This window comes from uncultured Erythrobacter sp., assembly GCF_947492365.1.
Taxonomy (GTDB): domain Bacteria; phylum Pseudomonadota; class Alphaproteobacteria; order Sphingomonadales; family Sphingomonadaceae; genus Erythrobacter.
Map to the genome: position 1 here is coordinate 1,653,718 of NZ_CANLMB010000001.1, position 18,651 is coordinate 1,672,368.

Consider the following 18,651-nt stretch of genomic DNA (forward strand, 5'->3'; position numbering starts at 1 on the left):
AAAGGACAACGGCGCGCAACTGACCCGAGAGAGACGGCGATGTAAAGCGTGAAACCGCTAGTCGGGTCTAACCCACAAAGGCGCGTTCGATCACGAACTGGCCGGGCTTGTTGTTGGCACCCTCTTCGAACCCGCGCGCTTCCAGATCGGCGGCGTGATCCTTGATCATCGCCATTGATCCGCACAGCATCACGCGGTCGGTTTCGGGGTTGAAGGCCTTCTCTCCCTTCGAATCCTTGAACAAGCGGCCATCGTCGATCAGCACCTGAATGCGGTCGGTCGTGTGGAAATCCTCGCGCGTCACTGTGGGCACGTAGATCATCTTGGCCCGGTCCTCGTCCTCGAGCAGCGGATCGCCTTCGAGCTTCGATTCCAGCAGATCGCGATAGGCCAGATCAGCAACGCGGCGGACCGAGTGTACCACCACCACTTCGTCATACATGCCGTAGACTTCAGGATCGCGCACGAGGCTCATAAACGGAGCTAGGCCGGTGCCGGTCGAGAGCATGAACAGCCGCTTGCCCGGCAGCAACGCGTCGGTGACGAGCGTGCCGGTGGGCTTCTTGCCGAGGTAAATCGGATCGCCCGGTTTGATATGCTGGAGCCGCGAGGTGAGCGGGCCGTCTTGCACGATGATCGAGAGGAATTCGAGTTCCTCGTCATAGCTCGGGCTGGCGACCGAATAGGCGCGCAGCAGCGGCTTGCCGTCTTCCTTGGGCAGGCCGATCATCACAAACTCACCCGAACGGAAGCGGAAGCTCGCCGGACGGGTCATCTTGAGCGTAAACAGATCATCGTTCCACTGGTGAACGTGGGTGATCGTCTCGACCGAAAGCGCGCCGCTTTCATTGAAGGCGTCACGCGGGGGAATCGGATTGCTGGTGGTCGTCTCGGTCAAAACTGCCTCTGATATTGGTTGCGGCGCAAATGGAGGTTTCGCGCGCCCGCTTCAAGGTAGTTTAGTGATAAGGGGTGAAAGCGCGCCTTGCGCCCTCCCCCATTTCAAATCAGTTCCAACCGGCCCGGTCGAAAATCTCCACCGCTTGGCGCTGGTTACGGCCGATTTCTGCCGCGTTGAGCGTGTCGGCGCGGAATGTGCCGAGTTGTTCAACCGCTGAATTGGCCTGCAATCCTTCAACCGCGGGATATTCGTTGTTGCCATCCGCGAAGTAACGCTGCGCGCTCTCCGAAGTGAGATATTCGAGGAAGGCGATCGCATTGTCGCGGTTGGGTGCGCCTGCAACCAGACCCGCACCGCTGACATTCACATGGGTGCCGTTGCCGTCCTGATCGGGGAAGATCACGCCCAGCGCATCAAAGATCGCGCGCTGTTCGGGCTCTTCGCTGCCGGCGAAGCGCGCGAGGTAATAGGTGTTCACAACCGCGATCCGGCACTCGCCTGCCGCAACGCTTTCGATCTGCGCGGTGTCATTGCCCTGCGGATCGCGGGCGAAGTTGGCGACGACGCCGCTCGCCCAGCTTTCCGCCGCCTCTGCGCCCTGATTGGCGATCATGCTGGAGAGCAGCGAGATGTTGTAGATGTTGGACGAGGAGCGGATGCAGATATCGCCGCGCCATGCGGGATCGGCGAGGTCGGCATAGTCTTCGAGGCCCTCCGGAGTGCCAGCCGCACGGTTGTAGATAATGACGCGCGCACGGGTCGAAAGGCCGAACCACAATCCGTCAGGGTGGCGCAGATGCGCAGGAAGGCGCTCGCCCAGAACGTCCGATTCCACCGGAGCGAGAATGCCAGCCTCTTCCGCGCGCCACAGGCGGCCCGCATCGACGGTGACGAGCAGGTCGGCGCTGGTGAGGTCGCCTTCGCTCACAATCCGCTCGATCAGCGCATCGGCGTCGGCTTCGATCAGATTGACGGTAATGCCGGTCTGCTCGGTGAAATCCTCGTAGAGCGCCAGATCGGTGTCGTAATGGCGCGAGGAAAAGACATTGACCTCTCCGGCATCAGAAGCAGGCGCGTCACTCTGCGAACAGGCTGTGACTGCAAATGCCATGGCTGCGGCGAGAATCATGCGTTTCATCGAGAGTCCTTCCCATGTTTGTTGCGAATGCGTTGCAATAGTATTTGCAACTTGGCAAGCGCTAAATTCGCAGGCGATTACCCTTGCGCAAAGGCGCGAAGGCTCGCTGGCTTGGGCACGACGCGATAGCGCGCACCCGGCTCGATCATTTCGGCAGTCTCGGCGGTGATCTCCGCCCCGCCCTCGCCCGCAAGCAGCACCCTCGTTGACGAACCGAGCGGCTGGACATCGCGCACTTCGAGGCCGGACGGGTCCGCGCGGCAGTCCAGCTGGTCAGCATGGATCAGCAGGTCGATCGCCAGACTTTCGGGCACATCGCCGCTCGCCGATGCCACGTCCCACGGTCCGAAGGCGGTGAGAAATTCGCTGCCCTCGCGCACGGCGCGCACCACTTGCGCACCGCCGAAAATCGCGCCCACCGACGCGGCCTGAGGGGCTTCGTGCAATTCCTGCGGCGTGCCGAACTGGACGATCCGTCCGCCTTCCATCACCGCGATCCGGTCCGCTACATCGAGCGCTTCTTCGGGATCATGCGTCACCAGAACCGTTGTCGTCCCGCGCTCGCGCAGCAAACGGCGGCAATCGCGGCGCAGGCGGCGGCGCAGCACGATATCGACGCTGGCAAAGGGTTCATCCATCAACAGGACCTGCGGCCCCGGAGCCATCGCACGGGCAAGCGCGGCGCGTTGTTGCTGGCCGCCCGAAAGCTCATGCGGAAAACGCGCGCCGAGCCCGCCAAGGCCGACCGCTTCGAGCCAGCCTTCGACCGCGTGCTGCTCAGCGCGGGCCAGACCAAAGCCAACATTTTGCGCGATGCTCATATGCGGAAACAGCGCGCCGTCCTGAAACACCATGCCGACAGGCCGCGCCTCAGGCGGCGGGTTGCGGCCAGACTCGGCCAGCACTTCATCGCCGACCCACACGCTGCCGCTTTGCACGCTCAGCAATCCGGCGGCGAGGTTCAGCAAGGTTGACTTTCCGCAGCCCGACGATCCAAGCAGGCAGGTAATTTCTCCTGTCGGCGCGGTGAAAGACACATCATGCAGCGCCGCCACATCTCCATAAGCATGGGCAATATGATCGAATTGAAGGCTCAAAATAAGGTCCTGTGCAGCGCGCGGAGCGACGTCGGGTGAGCAGCCTTACGCAATCCGCGCCGAAACCTGCAAGCTTTGTGGGTGGCGATCCCCGAGTCAGCGGCTGGACAATCGGCGCGCTGATCGTCGCTGCATTCGCCTCGCTGCCGATCCTTGCGATCCTTGTCTCCGCGCCCAGCGGCGGGCTGGAAGCGCTCACCCACCTCGCTGAGACGGTGTTGGGCCGGTATATTGGCAACACGTTGCTGCTGATGGTGCTGGCGGGAGCGCTTGCGGGAATTGTCGGCACAGGCTGCGCGTGGTTGGTGAGCGCAGCGCGCTTTCCGGGGCGGACTTTCTTCGCATGGGCACTGGTCCTGCCGCTCGCGGTTCCGGCCTATATTGCGGCCTATATCTATGCCGACCTGCTCGATTTCACCGGCCATGTGCAAGGCGCATTTCGCGCTGCAACGGGGCTTGGCGTTGGCGAGTACTGGTTCCCGCAGATACGCTCGCTTGGCGGGGGAGCCTTTGTGCTCGGCATCGTGCTTTACCCCTATGTCTATCTGCTCGCCCGCGCCGGTTTTGCCGCGCAGAGCCTCGGCCAGTTCCACGCCGCGCGCAGCCTTGGCGCGGGCGCTTCGCGTGCATTCTGGAGGGTTGCCTTGCCCGCCGCGCGGCCCGCAATCGCCGGAGGATTGGCGCTGGTCCTGATGGAGGTGCTCGCCGATTTCGGGGTCGCGCAATATTTCGCGATTCCCACTTTCAGCACCGGCATCTTCCGCAGCTGGCTGGCGATGGGGGACAAGCAGGCGGCGCTCAAACTCGCCGCGATCATGCTCGCCTTCGTCATCGTTCTGATTGCGCTGGAGGCCCGCACCCGCGCAGGCCGGACCGCGAGCAAAGACGGTCTTTCCGCCCGCAGCGACGATCCGCTGATCCAGCTTTCGCCCTTGGGCAAGGCACTCGCGACCCTCGCCTGCGCACTGCCAGTACTGCTCGGCTTTGCCATTCCCGCGGCGCATCTGGGCTGGCTTTCGATGAGCGACGTTGCGCTCGGCGCGGCGGGCGATCTGTGGAGCTATGCGCGCGGGAGCCTGTGGCTGGGCCTTGCGACCGCGATTGCCTGCGTAGTCGCCGCCATATTGCTCGGCTTCGCCAAGACCCGCTCCGCATCACCGCTAACGAGGGGCGCAATCCGCGTTTCGACGCTCGGTTACGCGCTGCCGGGAGCCTTGCTCGCGGTCGGACTGCTCGCGCCTCTGGGAGCGATTGACGGGACGCTCAGCCGCTTCGTGCGCGACACATTCGGATATTCGGGCGGGTTGATCCTGACCGGCACCAGCGCAGTGCTAGTCTACGCGCTGTGCGTGAGGTTCCTGACGGTGGCTTACAACAGCGTCGAGGGCGGCCTCAGCAAAATCCCGCCTTCGCTTGATGCCGCAGCGCGATCGCTCGGCGCTGGCCCTGCGCGCGTGCTCACCCGCATCTACGCGCCTTTGCTCAGCCCGAGTCTGGCCGCCGCCGCAGCGCTCGTGTTCATCGACACTTTGCGCGAATTGCCCGCGACCTTGATCCTGCGCCCCTTCAACCTCGAAACGTTGGCGACGCGCACCTACCGGCTCGCCAGCGATGAACGGCTGGTGGAGGCTTCGATCCCCGCCCTGATCCTGCTTGCGGCCGGATTGCTGCCCGTGCTGCTGCTCACCCGAACGGGCAAGCGTTAGCGGCTACTCGGCGGCGTTCGCTTCGAGAAAGGCGATCAGATCCGCGCGCCGCTGTGCGTCGTCGATCCCCGGGATCATCATCCGCGTGCCAGGCAGGAAACCGCTCGGATCGCCGAGATATTCGAACAGCACTTCGTCGGTCCAGACCACGTCAGCGCTGCCATTGGCTTCGGAGTAATTGTAGCCCGCGACCGAGCCAGCGGGCCGCCCGACCACGCCGTAAAGCGTCGGGCCGACGCCGGGTCCGTCGTCGGCCAGCGAATGGCATGCGCGACATTGGCCAAAGGCCCCTTCGCCCGCTGCCGGATCGCCGGTGACGTCGGCAAAGGCGACTTCTACGGACGGCTCGACCGCTGCCTCACTCGGCGCGGCACCCGTTGAATCCTCGCTCGCTCCCCCGCCGCATGCCGACAAAGCGGCCAGGCCCGCGAGTGCGATGGTGGTCTTTATGAGTGCGCGCATGAGAGGGTCTTCCTTAAAATGAGGCGTTCCAATTCCGCCAGCGCGCGGCGATTTGCAAGCCCTTATACTGCGCAAGATTGCCTAACTCGGCGCGGGCGCTAAAAGGCGGTCCTATGGAAAACACCACACCAGACGTCACCACCAGCGAAACGCCCGCCGAAACGCCAGTCGCCACTGCCAGCGAAATACCGAGCGCCGCGCCACTTTTGAAGTGGCACACCAAGCTCGTCCTCGCACTGCTGGTCTTCACTCCCCTGTTCTTCATGGTCGCCGCGCTCGGCACCAAGATAGGGCTGTGGAGCTGGCAGACAGGGCTTGGCACACTGACTATTGGCGGCGGGCCGATCATTCTGGGACTGACCGGGGTTGCGGCGCTGGTTTCGCTCGGGCTTGGCGTGTTCAAGAAGCCGCGCAGCAAGCGGGTGCTTACGGTCGCGGCTATCGGCCTGCTTGTGCCGCTGGGCGCTTTTGCGATGCTTGGCATGATGAGCGGAACCGCTGCCGATAACCCGATCCACGATGTCGCCACCGACACCGCCAATCCGCCTAGCTTCTCGCCCGAAACCATCCGCGCTCGCCTGCAAGCCGAAGCCAATCCGCTAAGCGACTATCAGCTGCCGCTGGGCGAGATCGAGATGTATTCGAGCAGCGCGCCTGAACTCGCAATCAAGAGCCATGCGCAGATCATCAACGATGCCTATGCCGAGCTTTCCCCGCTGCCTTTGGGCGGAGCGAGCCGGGCTGATGCGGTGGCCGCGGTAGCCGCTGCAATGGGCGAAATGGGCTTTGCTGATATCCGCACCGATGCCGAAGCGGGCCGTGTCGAAGGCGTCGCGGAAACCTTCTGGTTCGGCTTCAAGGATGACGTTGTCGCGCGCGTGGGTGAGAACCAGATCGACTTCCGCTCGGTCAGCCGCGTGGGCCGCAGCGACCTTGGCGCCAATGCCGCTCGCATCGCCGAACTGCGCGAGCTGGTCGCGCAGCAGATCGGTCAACGCTGAGCGAACATCGCCGCAGCCAGCGCGCTGCGCTGAAACACGGTCAGCACGCATAGGCCGGCATAGGCGTAGGCGATCACGCCGAACCATGCCGGAAACAGGCACATGGCGATGAAGACCGCAATGGTCTCTGCCCCTTCGGCAAGGCCGGTGGAGTAGAAAAAGCTCTTCTGCCCATGCGCCTCGGACGCTTCCCCGCGCTGCGCGGCGATCACGGCAAAGGCGAGGAAACTGACGCCGGTGAGCACGAAACTCGCGGTCAGCACCAACGCAGGCAATGTGTTCTCAGCCGCCAACGCTCCGAAGCCGAGCGGGATGGACACGTAGAAGGCGAAGTCGGCGACAATGTCGAAATAGCCGCCGAGATCGGTTGGCCCTTTGGCGCGCGCGATCGCTCCATCGAGGCCGTCGGCGAGCCGGTTTGCTACGATCAAAGCCAGCCCCACCCATAGCTGTCCGAACGCAATCGCAACTGCCCCGCCCAGCCCGAGCGCCAGCCCTGCAAAGGTCAGCATGTTCGCCGACACGCCTATGCCCGCAAGCGTCTGCCCTGCGCGGTTAAGCGACGGGTCGATCAGCGGCCGAAGCTTGGCGTCAAACACGGATTGCTATCCCCATGTCAGCAGCCCGATCCAAGCGCCGGTCATCGCGGTGGCAATGTTGCCCGCGATCCAGCTCTTGATCCCCAGCCCCGCAGCCTCGGCGCGGCGTTCGGGACACAGAGTGCCGATGGTCGAAACCAGCAGGCCGACGCTCGCGAGGTTCGCCACTCCGCACAGCGCATAGGTCACGATCAACAGGCTGCGCGGGCCAAGCGTGCCTTCGGGCAGCGCGGCGAGTTCGAGATAGGCGACATATTCGTTGAGGATCGCTTTGGTGCCCATCAATCCGCCCGCGGCTTGCGCTTCGCCCCAAGGCACTCCGATCAGCCACATAAAGGGCGCAAAGACCCAGCCAAAGATGCGCTTCAAACTGAGCGGCTCGTCGCCCACCAGTGGCAGCAGAGCGAGCACCTGATCCGCCAGCGAAACCAGCGCGAAGATCACGATGATGACCGCGATCACAGCGAGGAACAGCTGCATCCCGTCCATCGTCCCTTTGACCACGGCATCGACGCTGTTTTCGTATTTGAGGCCCGGTTCTTCACTGTCAGTCTCGGTTGCTACTTCGCCTTCCTCACCCGGCACCATCAGCTTGGCGATCAGCAGGGCGGCGGGGAGCGAAATCAGCGAAGCGGCGATCATATGGCCGACCGCATCAGGCACGGTCGCTCGCAAGGTTGTCGCGTAGAGGATCAGGATCGCGCCGCTGATCGTCGCCATCGCGAGGACCATGACCTGAAACAGCTCCGCGCGGCTCATGCGGGCAAAATATGCGCGCACCACCAGCGGGCTTTCGACCACGCCGAGGAACATATTCGCCCCGCCCGACAGGCCCACAACCCCGCTCACGCCCAGCGTCCGGCGCAGCAGGAAGGAGAGGCCATTCACCAACCAGCGCAGCACGCCCCAATGCCACAACAGCGCCGCCAGCGCGCTAAACACGATCACCAGCGGAAGGATCTGAAAAGCAATGATTAGCGGAGGCCCAGCACCCTCTTTAAGCTCGAATGGCAGGTCGGCGCCGCCCAGATAGCCGAACATGTAAGCAGAGCCGTCCAGCGTCGCGCGCTCGATCGCCGCGACCCCTTCATTGGCCAACGTCACCACCTCCCACACAAACGGCACGCGCACGATCAGCAATGCGAGCACCCCCTGCAAAGCCAGCGCGCCCGCGATCCATCGCCAGCTCGGACGGCCTGCGCGATTCTCACTCAGCCCCCACGCCAGCGCGAGCAGCACCGCAATGCCGAGAACCCCGCGAAATTGATCGAACAGTTCCAAATTCAGTCCCTTAAATCCGGCTCAGGCCCGGCCCCCAACGCAGCCTAGCCGCGCCGCCAGTCGTGATATTTCTCGACCCAGCCGAGCAGCCGCTCGGGCTTATGCGCCTTCTTCCAATCGCCGGCGGCAAACTTGTTCGCCTCGGCCATGGTCGGATAGGAATGCACGGTGCCGAGGATCTTGTTCAGACCCAGCTTGTGCTTCATCGCCAGCACATATTCGGCAAGCAATTCGCCCGCATTATTGCCCACGATTGTCGCGCCGAGAATGGTGTCCTTGCCGCCCGCCGGAGTGAGGACTTTGACAAAACCCTTGGTCTCGCTTTCGGCAATCGCGCGGTCGAGATCGTCGAGGTCATAGCGGGTGACTTCGACCTCGATGCCCTGCTCTGCCGCCTCTTTTTCATTGAGGCCAACGCGCGCGACTTCGGGGTCGAGGAAGGTCACGGCAGGGATCACGCGGTAGTCGGCTTTGAACTTCTTGAACTGGCCGAACAGCGCGTTGACGCTGGCGAACCATGCCTGATGGCTGGCGGTGTGGGTGAACTGGTAAGGCCCCGCAACATCGCCCGCGGCGAAGATGTTGGGGAATTTGGTCGCGAGGAATTCGTCGGTAACAACAGTGCGATCGGTGTCGATGCCTAGCTCCTCCAACCCGAAACCAGTGAGCCGCGCCTTGCGCCCGACTGCGATAATGAGCGCGTCGTAAGGCACAGCCGCTTCGCCCGCGCTGCTTTCGGTGAACAGAGTGCCATCAGCGACCCGCACCGCGCGGTGGCCGGTCAAGACCGTGACGCCCGATTCCTCCAGCGCCTTGCGGGCGAGGTTCGAGACGTCCTCGTCTTCGCGGCCCAGCACATGATCCTCCATCTCGACCTGAGTCACTTTCGAGCCAAGCCGTGCAAGTGACTGGGAAAGCTCGCATCCGATGGGACCGCCGCCCAGCACCGCTACCCGTGCGGGCGCTTCGTCCATATGCGAGAACACCTCCCACATCGTCTCGCTGGTGAGGTAGCCGGAGGTCTCGATCCCCTCGATCGGAGGCACAACCGGCTCCGCGCCGCTGGCGATCACGATCGAGCGGGTGGTGAGGCGCTGCGTCCCACCATCGTTCAATGCGATCTCGACCGTCCACGGATCGACGATCTTGGCATAGCCCTTCACCACATCGACGCCGAGGCCTTCATAACGCTCGACCGAGTCATGCGGTTCGATGGTTTTGATCACGTCCATGACGCGCGCCATGGTCTGTTTGAACGGGACTTTCGGTTCGACCGGCGCGATGCCGTATCGGTCGGCCTTGCGCATCGTCTCGGCCACCTTTGCGCTCTTGATCAAAGCCTTGGACGGCACACAGCCGGTGTTGAGGCAGTCGCCGCCCATTTCGTGCGCTTCGACCAGAGTGACCTTGGCCTTCACCGTCGAGGCGATGAGCGAAGACACCAGCCCCGCCGCACCCGCGCCGATCACCACCATATTGCGGTCGTACCTTTTGGGACGTGTGAAGCCTTTGTAGACCCGCCGACGCTTGATCGCGCCGACAATGCCTTTCGCGATCCACGGGACGATGGCGAGCAGGACGAAGCTGCCCAGCAGCGCAGGCGAGAGCAGGCCAGACGTGCTCTCGATCTCGGCCAGCCTTGTGCCGAGATTCACAAAGACAATCGTGCCCAGCAGCATCCCGATCTGACTCACAATCACAAAGGTCAGCGTCTTGATCCGCGTCAGCCCCATGACGAGGTTGATGACGAAGAACGGCACTGCGGGGATCATGCGCAGGGTGAAGAGGTAGAAGGCGCCATCGCGCTCAAGCCCCGAATTGATCGCCTTCAACCGCTCGCCAAAGCGTGCTTCGATTGTGTCGCGCAGGACATATCGCGAGGAGAGGAACGCAAGCGTTGCCCCCAAAGTCGAAGCGAAGGAGACGAGGACCGTGCCCGTGACGAGCCCGAACATCGCGCCCGCCGCGAGCGTCATCACCAGCGCTCCGGGCAGCGAAGCGGCGGTCACCGCGACATAGATCAGGAAGAACACGGCGAGGACGAGGAACTGGTTCTCGGAGTAGAAATCCTGCCAGTCAGCAACCAGCGCCTTGATCCCCTCCAGCGTGAGGTAGGAGCCCAGATCGAAGGCGAAATACGCCGCGATCAGCGCCGCGAGCGCGAGGATGATCAGTATCTTCTTCATGAAAGCCCCTTTTGCGTAGCCATTCGGCCTATGCGGTGGATTCGTTACGCGCCGCTCGCAAGAGTGGCGTATTGGGAAACCCAGCGATTGTCGATCCAATGCTTGAGCCGCGCCACCCAGCGACCTTGCGCTGCGAAGGGGCCGTAGCTGGCGATGGCCGAGCCATTGCCGGTCGAAAGCAGGTAGAGGCTCGCTGGGCGCGGATAGTAAATGCGGGTCGGCCCGTCCCCTGCCATCACGTCGCGCAAATTGCGCGCATGGATCGGTCCAGCCATCACGGCGTGAACGCCCGAGTGACCGACCGGGTGGTCTTGCCGCGAAGCCACGTCTCCGATGGCGTAGGTATGCGGGTGCGAGGTGGAGCGCTGGAAAGGGTCAACCGCGATGAAGCCTGCCTCATCGCATGCCAGCCCGCCCGCACGCGGCCAGCCGGGTGCGCCGCTTCCTAGCGCAGCGATCACGAGATCAAACGGGTCGAGCATGTCTCCGCCATCGAAATGCGCGTCTTGTTCGATCACGGCGATCCCCTGCCGCCGCAGTTCCTTGCGAACCTTGCGCCTTACGGCCTTGGAGAAATCAGGCAGCAGCCCCTCTTTGCCCGCCACCAAAGTCACTTCGGTACCGCCACCGGCGCGATTCTTCATCGCAAAGGCAATCTCGACCCCGCCTGCCCCTCCGCCGACAACGGCAATGCGTGCAGCAGGTGGATCGGCGTCGAGCTTCTCGACAAAGGCATCAATCGGCCGCACGTCGATCAGGCGCGGGTCATCGCCCAGGATGCGCGCAGCCTGTCCGACCCCGCCAGTGTCAATCGACGCCACATCAAAACCGACTAAGCCGCACGACTGGGTGAGCACTGAGCGCGCCTCGGGATCAATCGCGATGCAGTGGTCGAGCACCAGCTCCGCGCCCGCGCGCTTTGCCAGTCCGGCAAGGTCAACCGTCCCCTCATCGCGCCCGTAACGCCCCGCGATCCAGCCGGGCACCATGCCCGAATAGCGCAAGGTCGGCGAAGGGGTGAGCAGGGTCGCTTGGCTGCAAGGAAGCCCTCGCCTGATCCAGTCAGCAAGCACCGCGACATGCGCGTGCCCTCCTCCGATCAGCAGCAAGTGTGCAGGATCAGCTATCCCGCCGGCCCTCGATCAAACGCTCAACCAGCGAGGGATCAGCCAGCGTCGAGGTATCGCCCAGCGAGCCGTAATCATTCTCCGCGACCTTGCGCAAAATGCGGCGCATGATCTTGCCAGAGCGTGTCTTGGGCAGGCCGTCGGTGAATTGGATGTGGTCCGGCGTTGCAATCGGCCCGATCTCCTTGCGCACATGCGCGCGCAACTCCTGATAGAGTTCGTCCGAACCCTCCTCGCCCGCGTTCAAAGTGACATAGCAATAGATGCCCTGCCCCTTGATATCGTGCGGATAGCCGACCACGGCGGCCTCAGCGACGAGGTCGTGCAGCACCAGCGCGCTTTCAACCTCGGCGGTGCCCATGCGGTGGCCCGAGACGTTGATGACATCGTCCACGCGGCCGGTGATCCAGTAATAGCCATCGCCATCGCGCTTGCAGCCATCGCCGGTGAAGTACTTGCCTTGGTAGGTGCTGAAATAGGTCTGTTCGAAACGCTCGTGATCGCCGTAGACGCTGCGCGCCTGACCCGGCCACGAATGCGTGATGCAGAGGTTCCCCTCGGTTGCGCCTTCCAAGACGGCGCCCTCATTATCGACCAGCTGCGGGCGGATGCCGAACATTGGCAGGCCTGCACTGCCGGGCTTCATGTCATGCGCACCCGGGAGCGTGGTGATCATGCAGCCGCCGGTCTCGGTCTGCCACCATGTGTCGATGATCGGGCAGCGGCCCTCGCCCACAACGTCGAAATACCAGCGCCAGGCCTCGGGATTGATCGGCTCGCCCACGCTGCCGAGCAAGCGGATCGAACTGCGGTCGCGGCTGGTCACAAATTCGTCACCTTCGCGCATCAGCGCGCGGATCGCGGTGGGCGCGGTATAGAGGATGTTGACCCTATGCTTGGCCACAACGTCCCAGAACCGCCCGAAATCGGGATAGTTGGGAACGCCTTCAAAGACGATGCTGGTCGCCCCGTTCATCAACGGGCCGTAGACGATGTAGGAGTGCCCCGTGACCCAGCCGATATCGGCGGTGCACCAGTATATCTCGCCATCTTCATAGTCGAAGATCGCGTCGAATGTCGTCGCGGTCCACACGCCGTAACCGCCGGTTGTGTGGAGCACGCCCTTGGGCTTTCCGGTCGATCCGGAAGTGTAGAGGATGAACAGCGGGTCTTCGGCGGCCATTTCCTCGCATGGGCAATCGGCGTCGGACTTAACTTCGTGGAACCAGTGATCGCGTCCCTCCACCATCGGGACGTCGAGGCCGGTATGTTTGATGACGAGCACACCGCTAACCTCCACGCCATCACGTTCAAGCGCGGCATCGACATTGGCTTTCAGAGGCACGCTTTTGGTCCCGCGAAGGCCTTCATCAGCGGTGACGACAAAGCGGCTTTCGCAATCGGTGATCCGTCCCGCCAGCGCGTCGGGAGAGAAACCGCCAAACACCACCGAATGGATCGCGCCCAGCCGCGCGCAGGCGAGCATCGCGGTCACGCCCTCGACGATATTGGGCATGTAGATCGTCACCCGCTCGCCTTTGCTCACACCAATGGCTTTGAGCGCGTTGGCCATCTCGACCACTTCGGCAAATAGCTGCGCGTAGCTGAGGCTGCGCGAAGGGGTCGCGGGGTCGTCAGGCTCGAAAATGATCGCGGGTCTATCGCCGCGCGCATTGAGATGACGGTCGACCGCATTGTGACACAGGTTGAGAACACCATCCTCGAACCACTTGATTCCAACCGGATCATAGGACCAATCGCCGCCCTTGGTCGGCTTCACGCTCCAGTCGAGCCGCTCTGCCTGTTCGAGCCAGAAGCCATCCGGATCGGCAATCGAACGCGCGTAACGCTCCTGATATTGCTCGGCGGTGCAATTGGTGTCTCGCGCGGTTTGGGGGCGGCGGACGAAATCGCTCATGTGGAATCTCCCTTTGACGGGGGTTTAGGTTGCGCTGACTTGGCCTGTCCATGGTCTTGAAGGTCTTGCGGACTGTCAATGTCGATCAGCCAGTCGGGCGGGCAGTCAAGACTGCGCGATTCCCCGATCAGTTTGCGCGCGCCCTGATCGCCTGAAAGCTCCATCAGGGCCGTAAAGAAGTCGCTGCCGAAGATCGCTGGCGGCAAGTTTCGATCGCCGTTGGAGGACGCGGCGATATCGCATGGCCGCTTGAGCGCGCCGAGCAGGGCGCAATAATGTTCGCGCGGCACCAGAGGCATATCGGCGAGTGCGACAAGCAGCGCGTCGAGCCCTGCCTCTTGCGCGAGACTGGCCGCGAGCGCGACCGAGCTGCCCATGCCTTTGACAGCATCGGGGTTGACAACTGGCTGGAGGCCGCATCCGCGCCAATGGTCCTCGCAAGGGTGACCGGCGACGCTTGTGATGACCCATCCGCGCGCGAATTTCTCTTGCGGGAGCGCGCTTGCGGCGTGTTCGCCTAAAGGCCGCCCACGAAACTGTGCGGCCAGCTTGTCCGCTTCGCCAAACCGGCGCGAGGCCCCTGCTGCGAGCAAGGCGACGCCGATCCGAAACTCAGTCAAAGCCCGCCTCGAAGTCGGTTTCCTCATAGGTCCGGATTACCTGCGCAAGCGTAGACAGCGCCAATGTTTGCGGATCGCGCGAGGAATGGAACAGGCCGATAGGCGCGTGGATGCCGGCGAGTTGCTCCTTGCTCACGCCTCGCGCGCGCAACGCCTCGCAGCGACGCTCATGCGCCTTTCGCCCGCCCATTGCGCCAAGATAAAAATGCGGCAGCTCCAGCGCGCGCGCCATCAATACATCTTCCCAATCGTGGTCGTGAAACAGGAAGATATTGGCGGTCCACGGATCGCCGGTCAGCAGGTCGGTTTGATCGGTGCGGTCCAACCTGCGAACAGCGATGCCTGCCGCTTCGAGCCGGTCGATGATGCGCTCATCAGGCGTCAGCACTCTGGTCTCGCATCCCAGCGCGGCAGCCTGCCGCGCCAGCGCTTCAACCCCGGCGCCGTGGCCAATGATTTGAAGCAGCGGCGCGGGCCAATGCCCGAAGGTGCCTGCCTCGCCGTCGAAGGAAAGTTTGTGCCACCCCGCCAAGCACCGCACGCCTCCGGTTCCAACACGGATGGCAAAGGGTTCGCGCGCACGGATGGCGGCAAGGCAATCTTGCACGAACTCGCCATCCGCAAGCGGTTGGAAATGGATGTCGAGTCCGCCGCCGCAGGGGAGCTTTATGTCGAGGTAGGGAGAGCCTGCGCCGAACCGCACCACTCGCGGCTCGCCCGCTTTCAGCGCCTCAAGCGCCTCTGCAACCACCGCGTTTTCGATGCATCCGCCCGAGAGCGATCCGGCAAAACTGCCATCCTCAGCCACAGCCATGATCGTGCCGGGATTGCGCATCGAGGACCCCTCGACCGCGCAGATTGTCACCAGCACGCAAGGCTGACTTTGCCCTGCGCATTGGCTCAGGAATTGGAGAACGTGTTCGAGGTCCACAGCGCTTGCTTTGATCTGGTCCTATTCGCCTGAACCGGCTGACTGGCTGGCGAGATAATCGACAATTGCGGCGCGCTGGGCCTCGTCGGTTACAGTCCCAACATCCATTTCGCTGCCCGGAAGAAAGCCTCCCGGATCAGCAAGATAAGCGTCAAGGCTCGTGGCATCCCATTCAAAGTCCGCCGCTGCGAGAGCTTCGGAATAGGGGAAGCCCTCAGCGCTGCCAGCGACCTTGCCAACAATGCCGTGCAGGTTCGGCCCCGCCGCCGAAGGAGCGCCAGCTTCAACGCTGTGGCATGCGGTGCAGCGCTGGAATGCCTCTTCGCCAAACACCAGATCGGCGGCGACGAATTCCCGCACCGGAGCAGCCTCACCCGGCTCGCGCACCACGATCTGTTCGACCACTTCTTGCGGTTCGCTCGACCCGCAAGCGGTGAGCATGATGGTGAGCAGGCTGGCAGCGATAATCGCGCGTTGGTGCATAGGGGCAGTCCTCATCTGGTGTTCGTTACCGCTTCAAGCGAATTGCTTGGCAATCGGCAAGCTCCGCAGTCGTGTTCCGGTCGCCGCGAAGATCGCATTGGCCAGAGCGGGCGCAGCTGGCGGAAGCCCCGGCTCGCCCGCGCCGCCGACCGGCACATCGCCGCTATTGATGATAGCAACCTCGATATTGGGCACTTCATCCATGCGCAACATCTTGTAATCGTGGAAGTTACTTTGGACGATTGCCCCATCGCGCAGTTCCAGCTCGCCATACATCGCTGCGGTCAGACCGAAGACTATTCCGCCCTCGATCTGGTTCCGGAAGCCATCAGGGTTCATCACATAGCCCGCATCGCAGACCGCCCAGATATTGGTCATTTTGGGCGTGCCGGAAGTCATGTCGACCTCGATCACTTCGGCGACAATCGTGCCGAAACTCTCGACTATCGCGACGCCTTTTGCGGTGCCTTCTGCTGACGGTTCGCGCCATCCGCTGATCTCGGCGACTTTCTCCAGCACCGCTTTATGACGCGGCGCACCGGCAAGCATCGCAAGGCGATAATCGAGCGGGTCGGCTCCGGCGGCATGGGAGGCTTCGTCGATGAAGCTCTCGACGAAGAAACCTTGCTGCGAATGATCGACCGAGCGCCATGCCTGAAACGGCAGATGCAGCGGCGCTTCGGCCACGCGGACCTGCGTGTTGGCAATGTCATACATGGCCGGGACGCTGGCTTCTGCCGGATCGTGACGCTGGGTGAAGATGCTGGAATAGGCGGTTAGGCTGCCGTCTTCGGACAGGCCTGCGCGCATCCGGCACAGGTCCGCGCAGCGATAGAGCGCCTTTTGCGTGTCCTCCTCGCGGCTCCAGATCAGCTTGACCGGATAGCCCGCCGCCTGCGCCACGCGGGCGGCCATGGCGACATATTCGCTGCCCAGCCGCCGCCCGAATGCTCCGCCGAGATAGGGGTGATGGATGATCACATCGTCAGCATCGAGGCCGATTGTGGCGGCAACCTCGCTGCGCGCCATCAAGGGCACCTGCGTGCTGGTCCAGATATCGCATTTGCCGTCCGCGACATGAGCGGTGCAGTTCATCGGCTCCATCGGAGCATGCGCAAGATAGGGCGCGCGATATTCGGCCTCTATCATGGTCGCCGCATTGGCCAGAGCCGCCGCCGCATCGCCGCGCGCCGCCGCTTCCTCGCCGCCGCTCTCGCCGGCTTCGTCGATTGCTGCTGCGAAGACCGCGAACTGGTCATCCATCGTCTTGACCGGGCTGTCCGACTGGCTCCACTCGATATCAATCGCGTTCACCGCCTGGCTCGCCTGCCAGTAACTGTCAGCCACGACCGCGACGAAATTGCCCATATTGAGGATCTGGAGCACGCCGCCCATTTCCTGCGCGCGGGCCGCATCCATGCTCAGCGCCGTGGTGCCAGGAACAGGCGGGCGGACTACGGCGGCATAGGACAGGTCGAGGCCTTCAGGCGCTGCGTCGATCCCGAACTCGGCCGTGCCATTGACCTTGGCCGGAATGTCGGTGCGCGCCATGCTGCGGCCCATCAGCCGGTATTGGTCGCTCGTCTTGAGCGCGGGAGTGTGGTCCATCGGCTGCTCGGCAGCCGCGCTGGCAAATTCGGAATAGGGCGCGGAATTGCCCGAGGCTTCATGTGTCAGCGTGCTGTCGCGCGTGACGATCTCGCTTGCCGGAACTCCCCAGCTTTCAGCCGCTGCGCCAACCAGCATCTGCCGCGCCGCTGCGCCTGCAACGCGCATCTGGTATTGCCCGGTCGAGCGGATCGAGGACGAACCGCCGGTGATGAGCACATCTGCGGCTTTGGCGATTTGGGTGAAGACACCGTCCCATGTCGGCTCGATCCAGTCCGCTGCGTTGAGCGTGAAAGGCGCGACGAAAAGCCGCGCGGCATCGCTCACGACATAGGAGCCATCGGCGGGCGCCTGCATGACGCGGACATTGTCCCACGCCGCATCAAGCTCGTCCGCGAGCATTTGCGCGAGGACTGAATGCGCGCCCTGCCCCATCTCGCAATGCGGGACGATGGCAGTGACGATATTGTTGGCGTCGATCTTGACCCAGCTGTTGACCAGCTGCTCGCCCGCGCCGCCTGCAACCTTGGGCGCCAGACTGCCGACCGGATTGCCCGGACGCACGCCAATGCCGATCAGCAAGCCGCCACCTGCGAGCACGCCAGCACCGATAAAGCCGCGTCGGCTCCATTTGGCGAGCTTGCTGCGCTCTGTCTTTTCAGGGGTAAGGTCGTTCATCTTACGCCTCCCCAGCGTCAGCGTTCTCAGGGCGAGCTTCAACCTGCCCCGAGGCGACTTTGATCGCGCGGCGGATGCGGGTGTAGGTGCCGCAGCGGCAGATATTGCCCGACATGGCCGCGTCGATGTCTTCGTCAGAGGGGCTGGGATTGTCGCGCAGCAGAGCGGTGGCGCTCATGATCTGACCCGACTGGCAGTAACCGCATTGCGGCACTTGCTCGCTGACCCATGCTTGCTGGACGGCGGAGAGCTCTCCATCAGGACCGCCGACGCCTTCGATCGTGGTGACCGCGCGCCCTTCGGCCTGCGAAACGGCGGTTGAGCAGCTGCGCACCGGCTGTCCGTCGAGATGCACGGTGCAAGCCCCGCATTGCGCGATCCCGCAACCGAATTTGGTGCCGCTCATGCCCAGTTTCTCGCGGACGACCCACAGGATCGGCATGTTGGGATCGGCGTCGACTTCGACCAGCTCCCCATTGAGGATGAAACTTGCCATGATTTTGATTCCTCGCGCGCTCTTCAGTTGCTATCCGCAATCTATCGCAAGGGCGGACAATTGGAAAGGGAACGATCTTGGCTGAAATCACCTTTGATGACTTCATGGCGGTCGATATCCGCGCAGGCACCGTAATCGCCGCCGAACCTTTTCCCGAAGCGCGCAAGCCCGCGATCAAGCTGCGGGTCGATTTTGGCGGTGAGATCGGGGTGAAGAAAAGCTCCGCGCAGATCACCGATCACTACACGCCAGAGGCACTATTGGGCCGCAAGGTCATGGCCGTGGTCAACTTTCCCCCACGCCAGATCGGGCCGTTCATGTCCGAGGTGCTGGTGCTGGGCTTTGCCGACGAGGACGGCGCGATTGTGCTGGCAGCGCCTGACATGGAAGTGCCCGACGGCGCTAGGCTGATCTAGACG

17 protein-coding genes are annotated in these 18,651 nt (G+C 63.2%); 3 read left to right on the forward strand and 14 right to left on the reverse strand.

The window, feature by feature from the left end; translation table 11 throughout:
- Positions 1 to 67 precede the first annotated feature (67 nt).
- The 3 genes from Q0887_RS08040 to Q0887_RS08050 all read right to left on the reverse strand — a co-directional run bounded on the left by Q0887_RS08040 (position 68) and on the right by Q0887_RS08050 (position 3,136).
- Entirely contained in the window at positions 68 to 898 is an 831-nt protein-coding gene (locus Q0887_RS08040) for a ferredoxin--NADP reductase (RefSeq protein WP_299193827.1), read from the reverse strand.
- Positions 899 to 1,007: 109 nt separating this feature from the next.
- Complete coding sequence (locus tag Q0887_RS08045) at positions 1,008 to 2,039, reverse strand: Fe(3+) ABC transporter substrate-binding protein (RefSeq protein ID WP_299193828.1); 1,032 nt, start codon at positions 2,037 to 2,039, stop codon at positions 1,008 to 1,010.
- A gap of 77 nt (positions 2,040 to 2,116) precedes the next feature.
- Entirely contained in the window at positions 2,117 to 3,136 is a 1,020-nt protein-coding gene (locus Q0887_RS08050; RefSeq protein WP_299193830.1) for an ABC transporter ATP-binding protein, read from the reverse strand.
- 35 nt (positions 3,137 to 3,171) lie between these two features.
- Here Q0887_RS08050 and Q0887_RS08055 point away from each other — a divergent pair, with 35 nt between their 5' ends.
- A complete protein-coding gene (locus tag Q0887_RS08055; RefSeq protein WP_299193832.1) occupies positions 3,172 to 4,842 on the forward strand; it encodes an iron ABC transporter permease in 1,671 nt (556 codons plus the stop codon).
- Positions 4,843 to 4,845: 3 nt separating this feature from the next.
- Here Q0887_RS08055 and Q0887_RS08060 read toward each other — a convergent pair whose 3' ends face one another.
- A complete protein-coding gene (locus Q0887_RS08060; RefSeq protein ID WP_299193834.1) occupies positions 4,846 to 5,304 on the reverse strand; it encodes a cytochrome c family protein in 459 nt (152 codons plus the stop codon).
- 113 nt (positions 5,305 to 5,417) lie between these two features.
- Here Q0887_RS08060 and Q0887_RS08065 point away from each other — a divergent pair, with 113 nt between their 5' ends.
- Positions 5,418 to 6,305, forward strand: a complete 888-nt coding sequence (locus Q0887_RS08065) for a DUF1499 domain-containing protein (RefSeq protein ID WP_299193836.1) — start codon at positions 5,418 to 5,420, stop codon at positions 6,303 to 6,305.
- Here Q0887_RS08065 and Q0887_RS08070 read toward each other — a convergent pair.
- From Q0887_RS08070 to Q0887_RS08115, 10 genes are read right to left on the reverse strand one after another with little or no spacing between them, the layout of a single operon-like run.
- The gene (locus Q0887_RS08070; protein WP_299193838.1) at positions 6,296 to 6,904 is read right to left on the reverse strand and encodes a CDP-alcohol phosphatidyltransferase family protein; all 609 of its coding nucleotides are present in this window, start codon (positions 6,902 to 6,904) and stop codon (positions 6,296 to 6,298) included. The two genes, Q0887_RS08065 and Q0887_RS08070, sit on opposite strands and share 10 nt — an antisense overlap.
- Before the next feature lie 6 nt (positions 6,905 to 6,910).
- A complete protein-coding gene (locus Q0887_RS08075) occupies positions 6,911 to 8,185 on the reverse strand; it encodes a nucleoside transporter C-terminal domain-containing protein (RefSeq protein WP_299193840.1) in 1,275 nt (424 codons plus the stop codon).
- Positions 8,186 to 8,229: 44 nt separating this feature from the next.
- Complete coding sequence (locus tag Q0887_RS08080) at positions 8,230 to 10,371, reverse strand: bifunctional TVP38/TMEM64 family protein/FAD-dependent oxidoreductase (protein ID WP_299193842.1); 2,142 nt, start codon at positions 10,369 to 10,371, stop codon at positions 8,230 to 8,232.
- A 44-nt stretch (positions 10,372 to 10,415) separates the two neighbouring features.
- Complete coding sequence (locus tag Q0887_RS08085) at positions 10,416 to 11,480, reverse strand: FAD-dependent oxidoreductase (RefSeq protein ID WP_299193843.1); 1,065 nt, start codon at positions 11,478 to 11,480, stop codon at positions 10,416 to 10,418.
- 10 nt (positions 11,481 to 11,490) lie between these two features.
- On the reverse strand, positions 11,491 to 13,416 hold the full coding sequence (gene acs / locus Q0887_RS08090) for an acetate--CoA ligase (RefSeq protein ID WP_299193845.1): 1,926 nt from the start codon (positions 13,414 to 13,416) through the stop codon (positions 11,491 to 11,493).
- Complete coding sequence (locus tag Q0887_RS08095) at positions 13,413 to 14,036, reverse strand: nucleotidyltransferase family protein (protein WP_299193847.1); 624 nt, start codon at positions 14,034 to 14,036, stop codon at positions 13,413 to 13,415. The genes acs and Q0887_RS08095 overlap by 4 nt, the downstream gene beginning before the upstream one ends.
- Positions 14,029 to 14,967: an XdhC family protein gene (locus Q0887_RS08100; protein WP_299193848.1), complete on the reverse strand. Its 939-nt coding sequence runs from the start codon at positions 14,965 to 14,967 to the stop codon at positions 14,029 to 14,031. Before Q0887_RS08100 ends, Q0887_RS08095 begins: the two co-directional genes overlap by 8 nt.
- 21 nt (positions 14,968 to 14,988) lie before the next feature.
- Complete coding sequence (locus Q0887_RS08105; RefSeq protein WP_299193850.1) at positions 14,989 to 15,465, reverse strand: c-type cytochrome; 477 nt, start codon at positions 15,463 to 15,465, stop codon at positions 14,989 to 14,991.
- Positions 15,466 to 15,483: 18 nt separating this feature from the next.
- Positions 15,484 to 17,736, reverse strand: a complete 2,253-nt coding sequence (locus tag Q0887_RS08110; RefSeq protein WP_299193852.1) for a molybdopterin cofactor-binding domain-containing protein — start codon at positions 17,734 to 17,736, stop codon at positions 15,484 to 15,486.
- Position 17,737: 1 nt separating this feature from the next.
- Entirely contained in the window at positions 17,738 to 18,232 is a 495-nt protein-coding gene (locus Q0887_RS08115; RefSeq protein WP_299193853.1) for a (2Fe-2S)-binding protein, read from the reverse strand.
- Between the two features lie 74 nt (positions 18,233 to 18,306).
- On the opposite strand from Q0887_RS08115, the gene Q0887_RS08120 reads away from it, so the two are divergent.
- Positions 18,307 to 18,648 carry a tRNA-binding protein gene (locus Q0887_RS08120; RefSeq protein ID WP_299195291.1) on the forward strand — a complete coding sequence of 114 codons (342 nt, stop codon included), beginning with the start codon at positions 18,307 to 18,309 and terminating at the stop codon, positions 18,646 to 18,648.
- Positions 18,649 to 18,651: the final 3 nt, after the last annotated feature.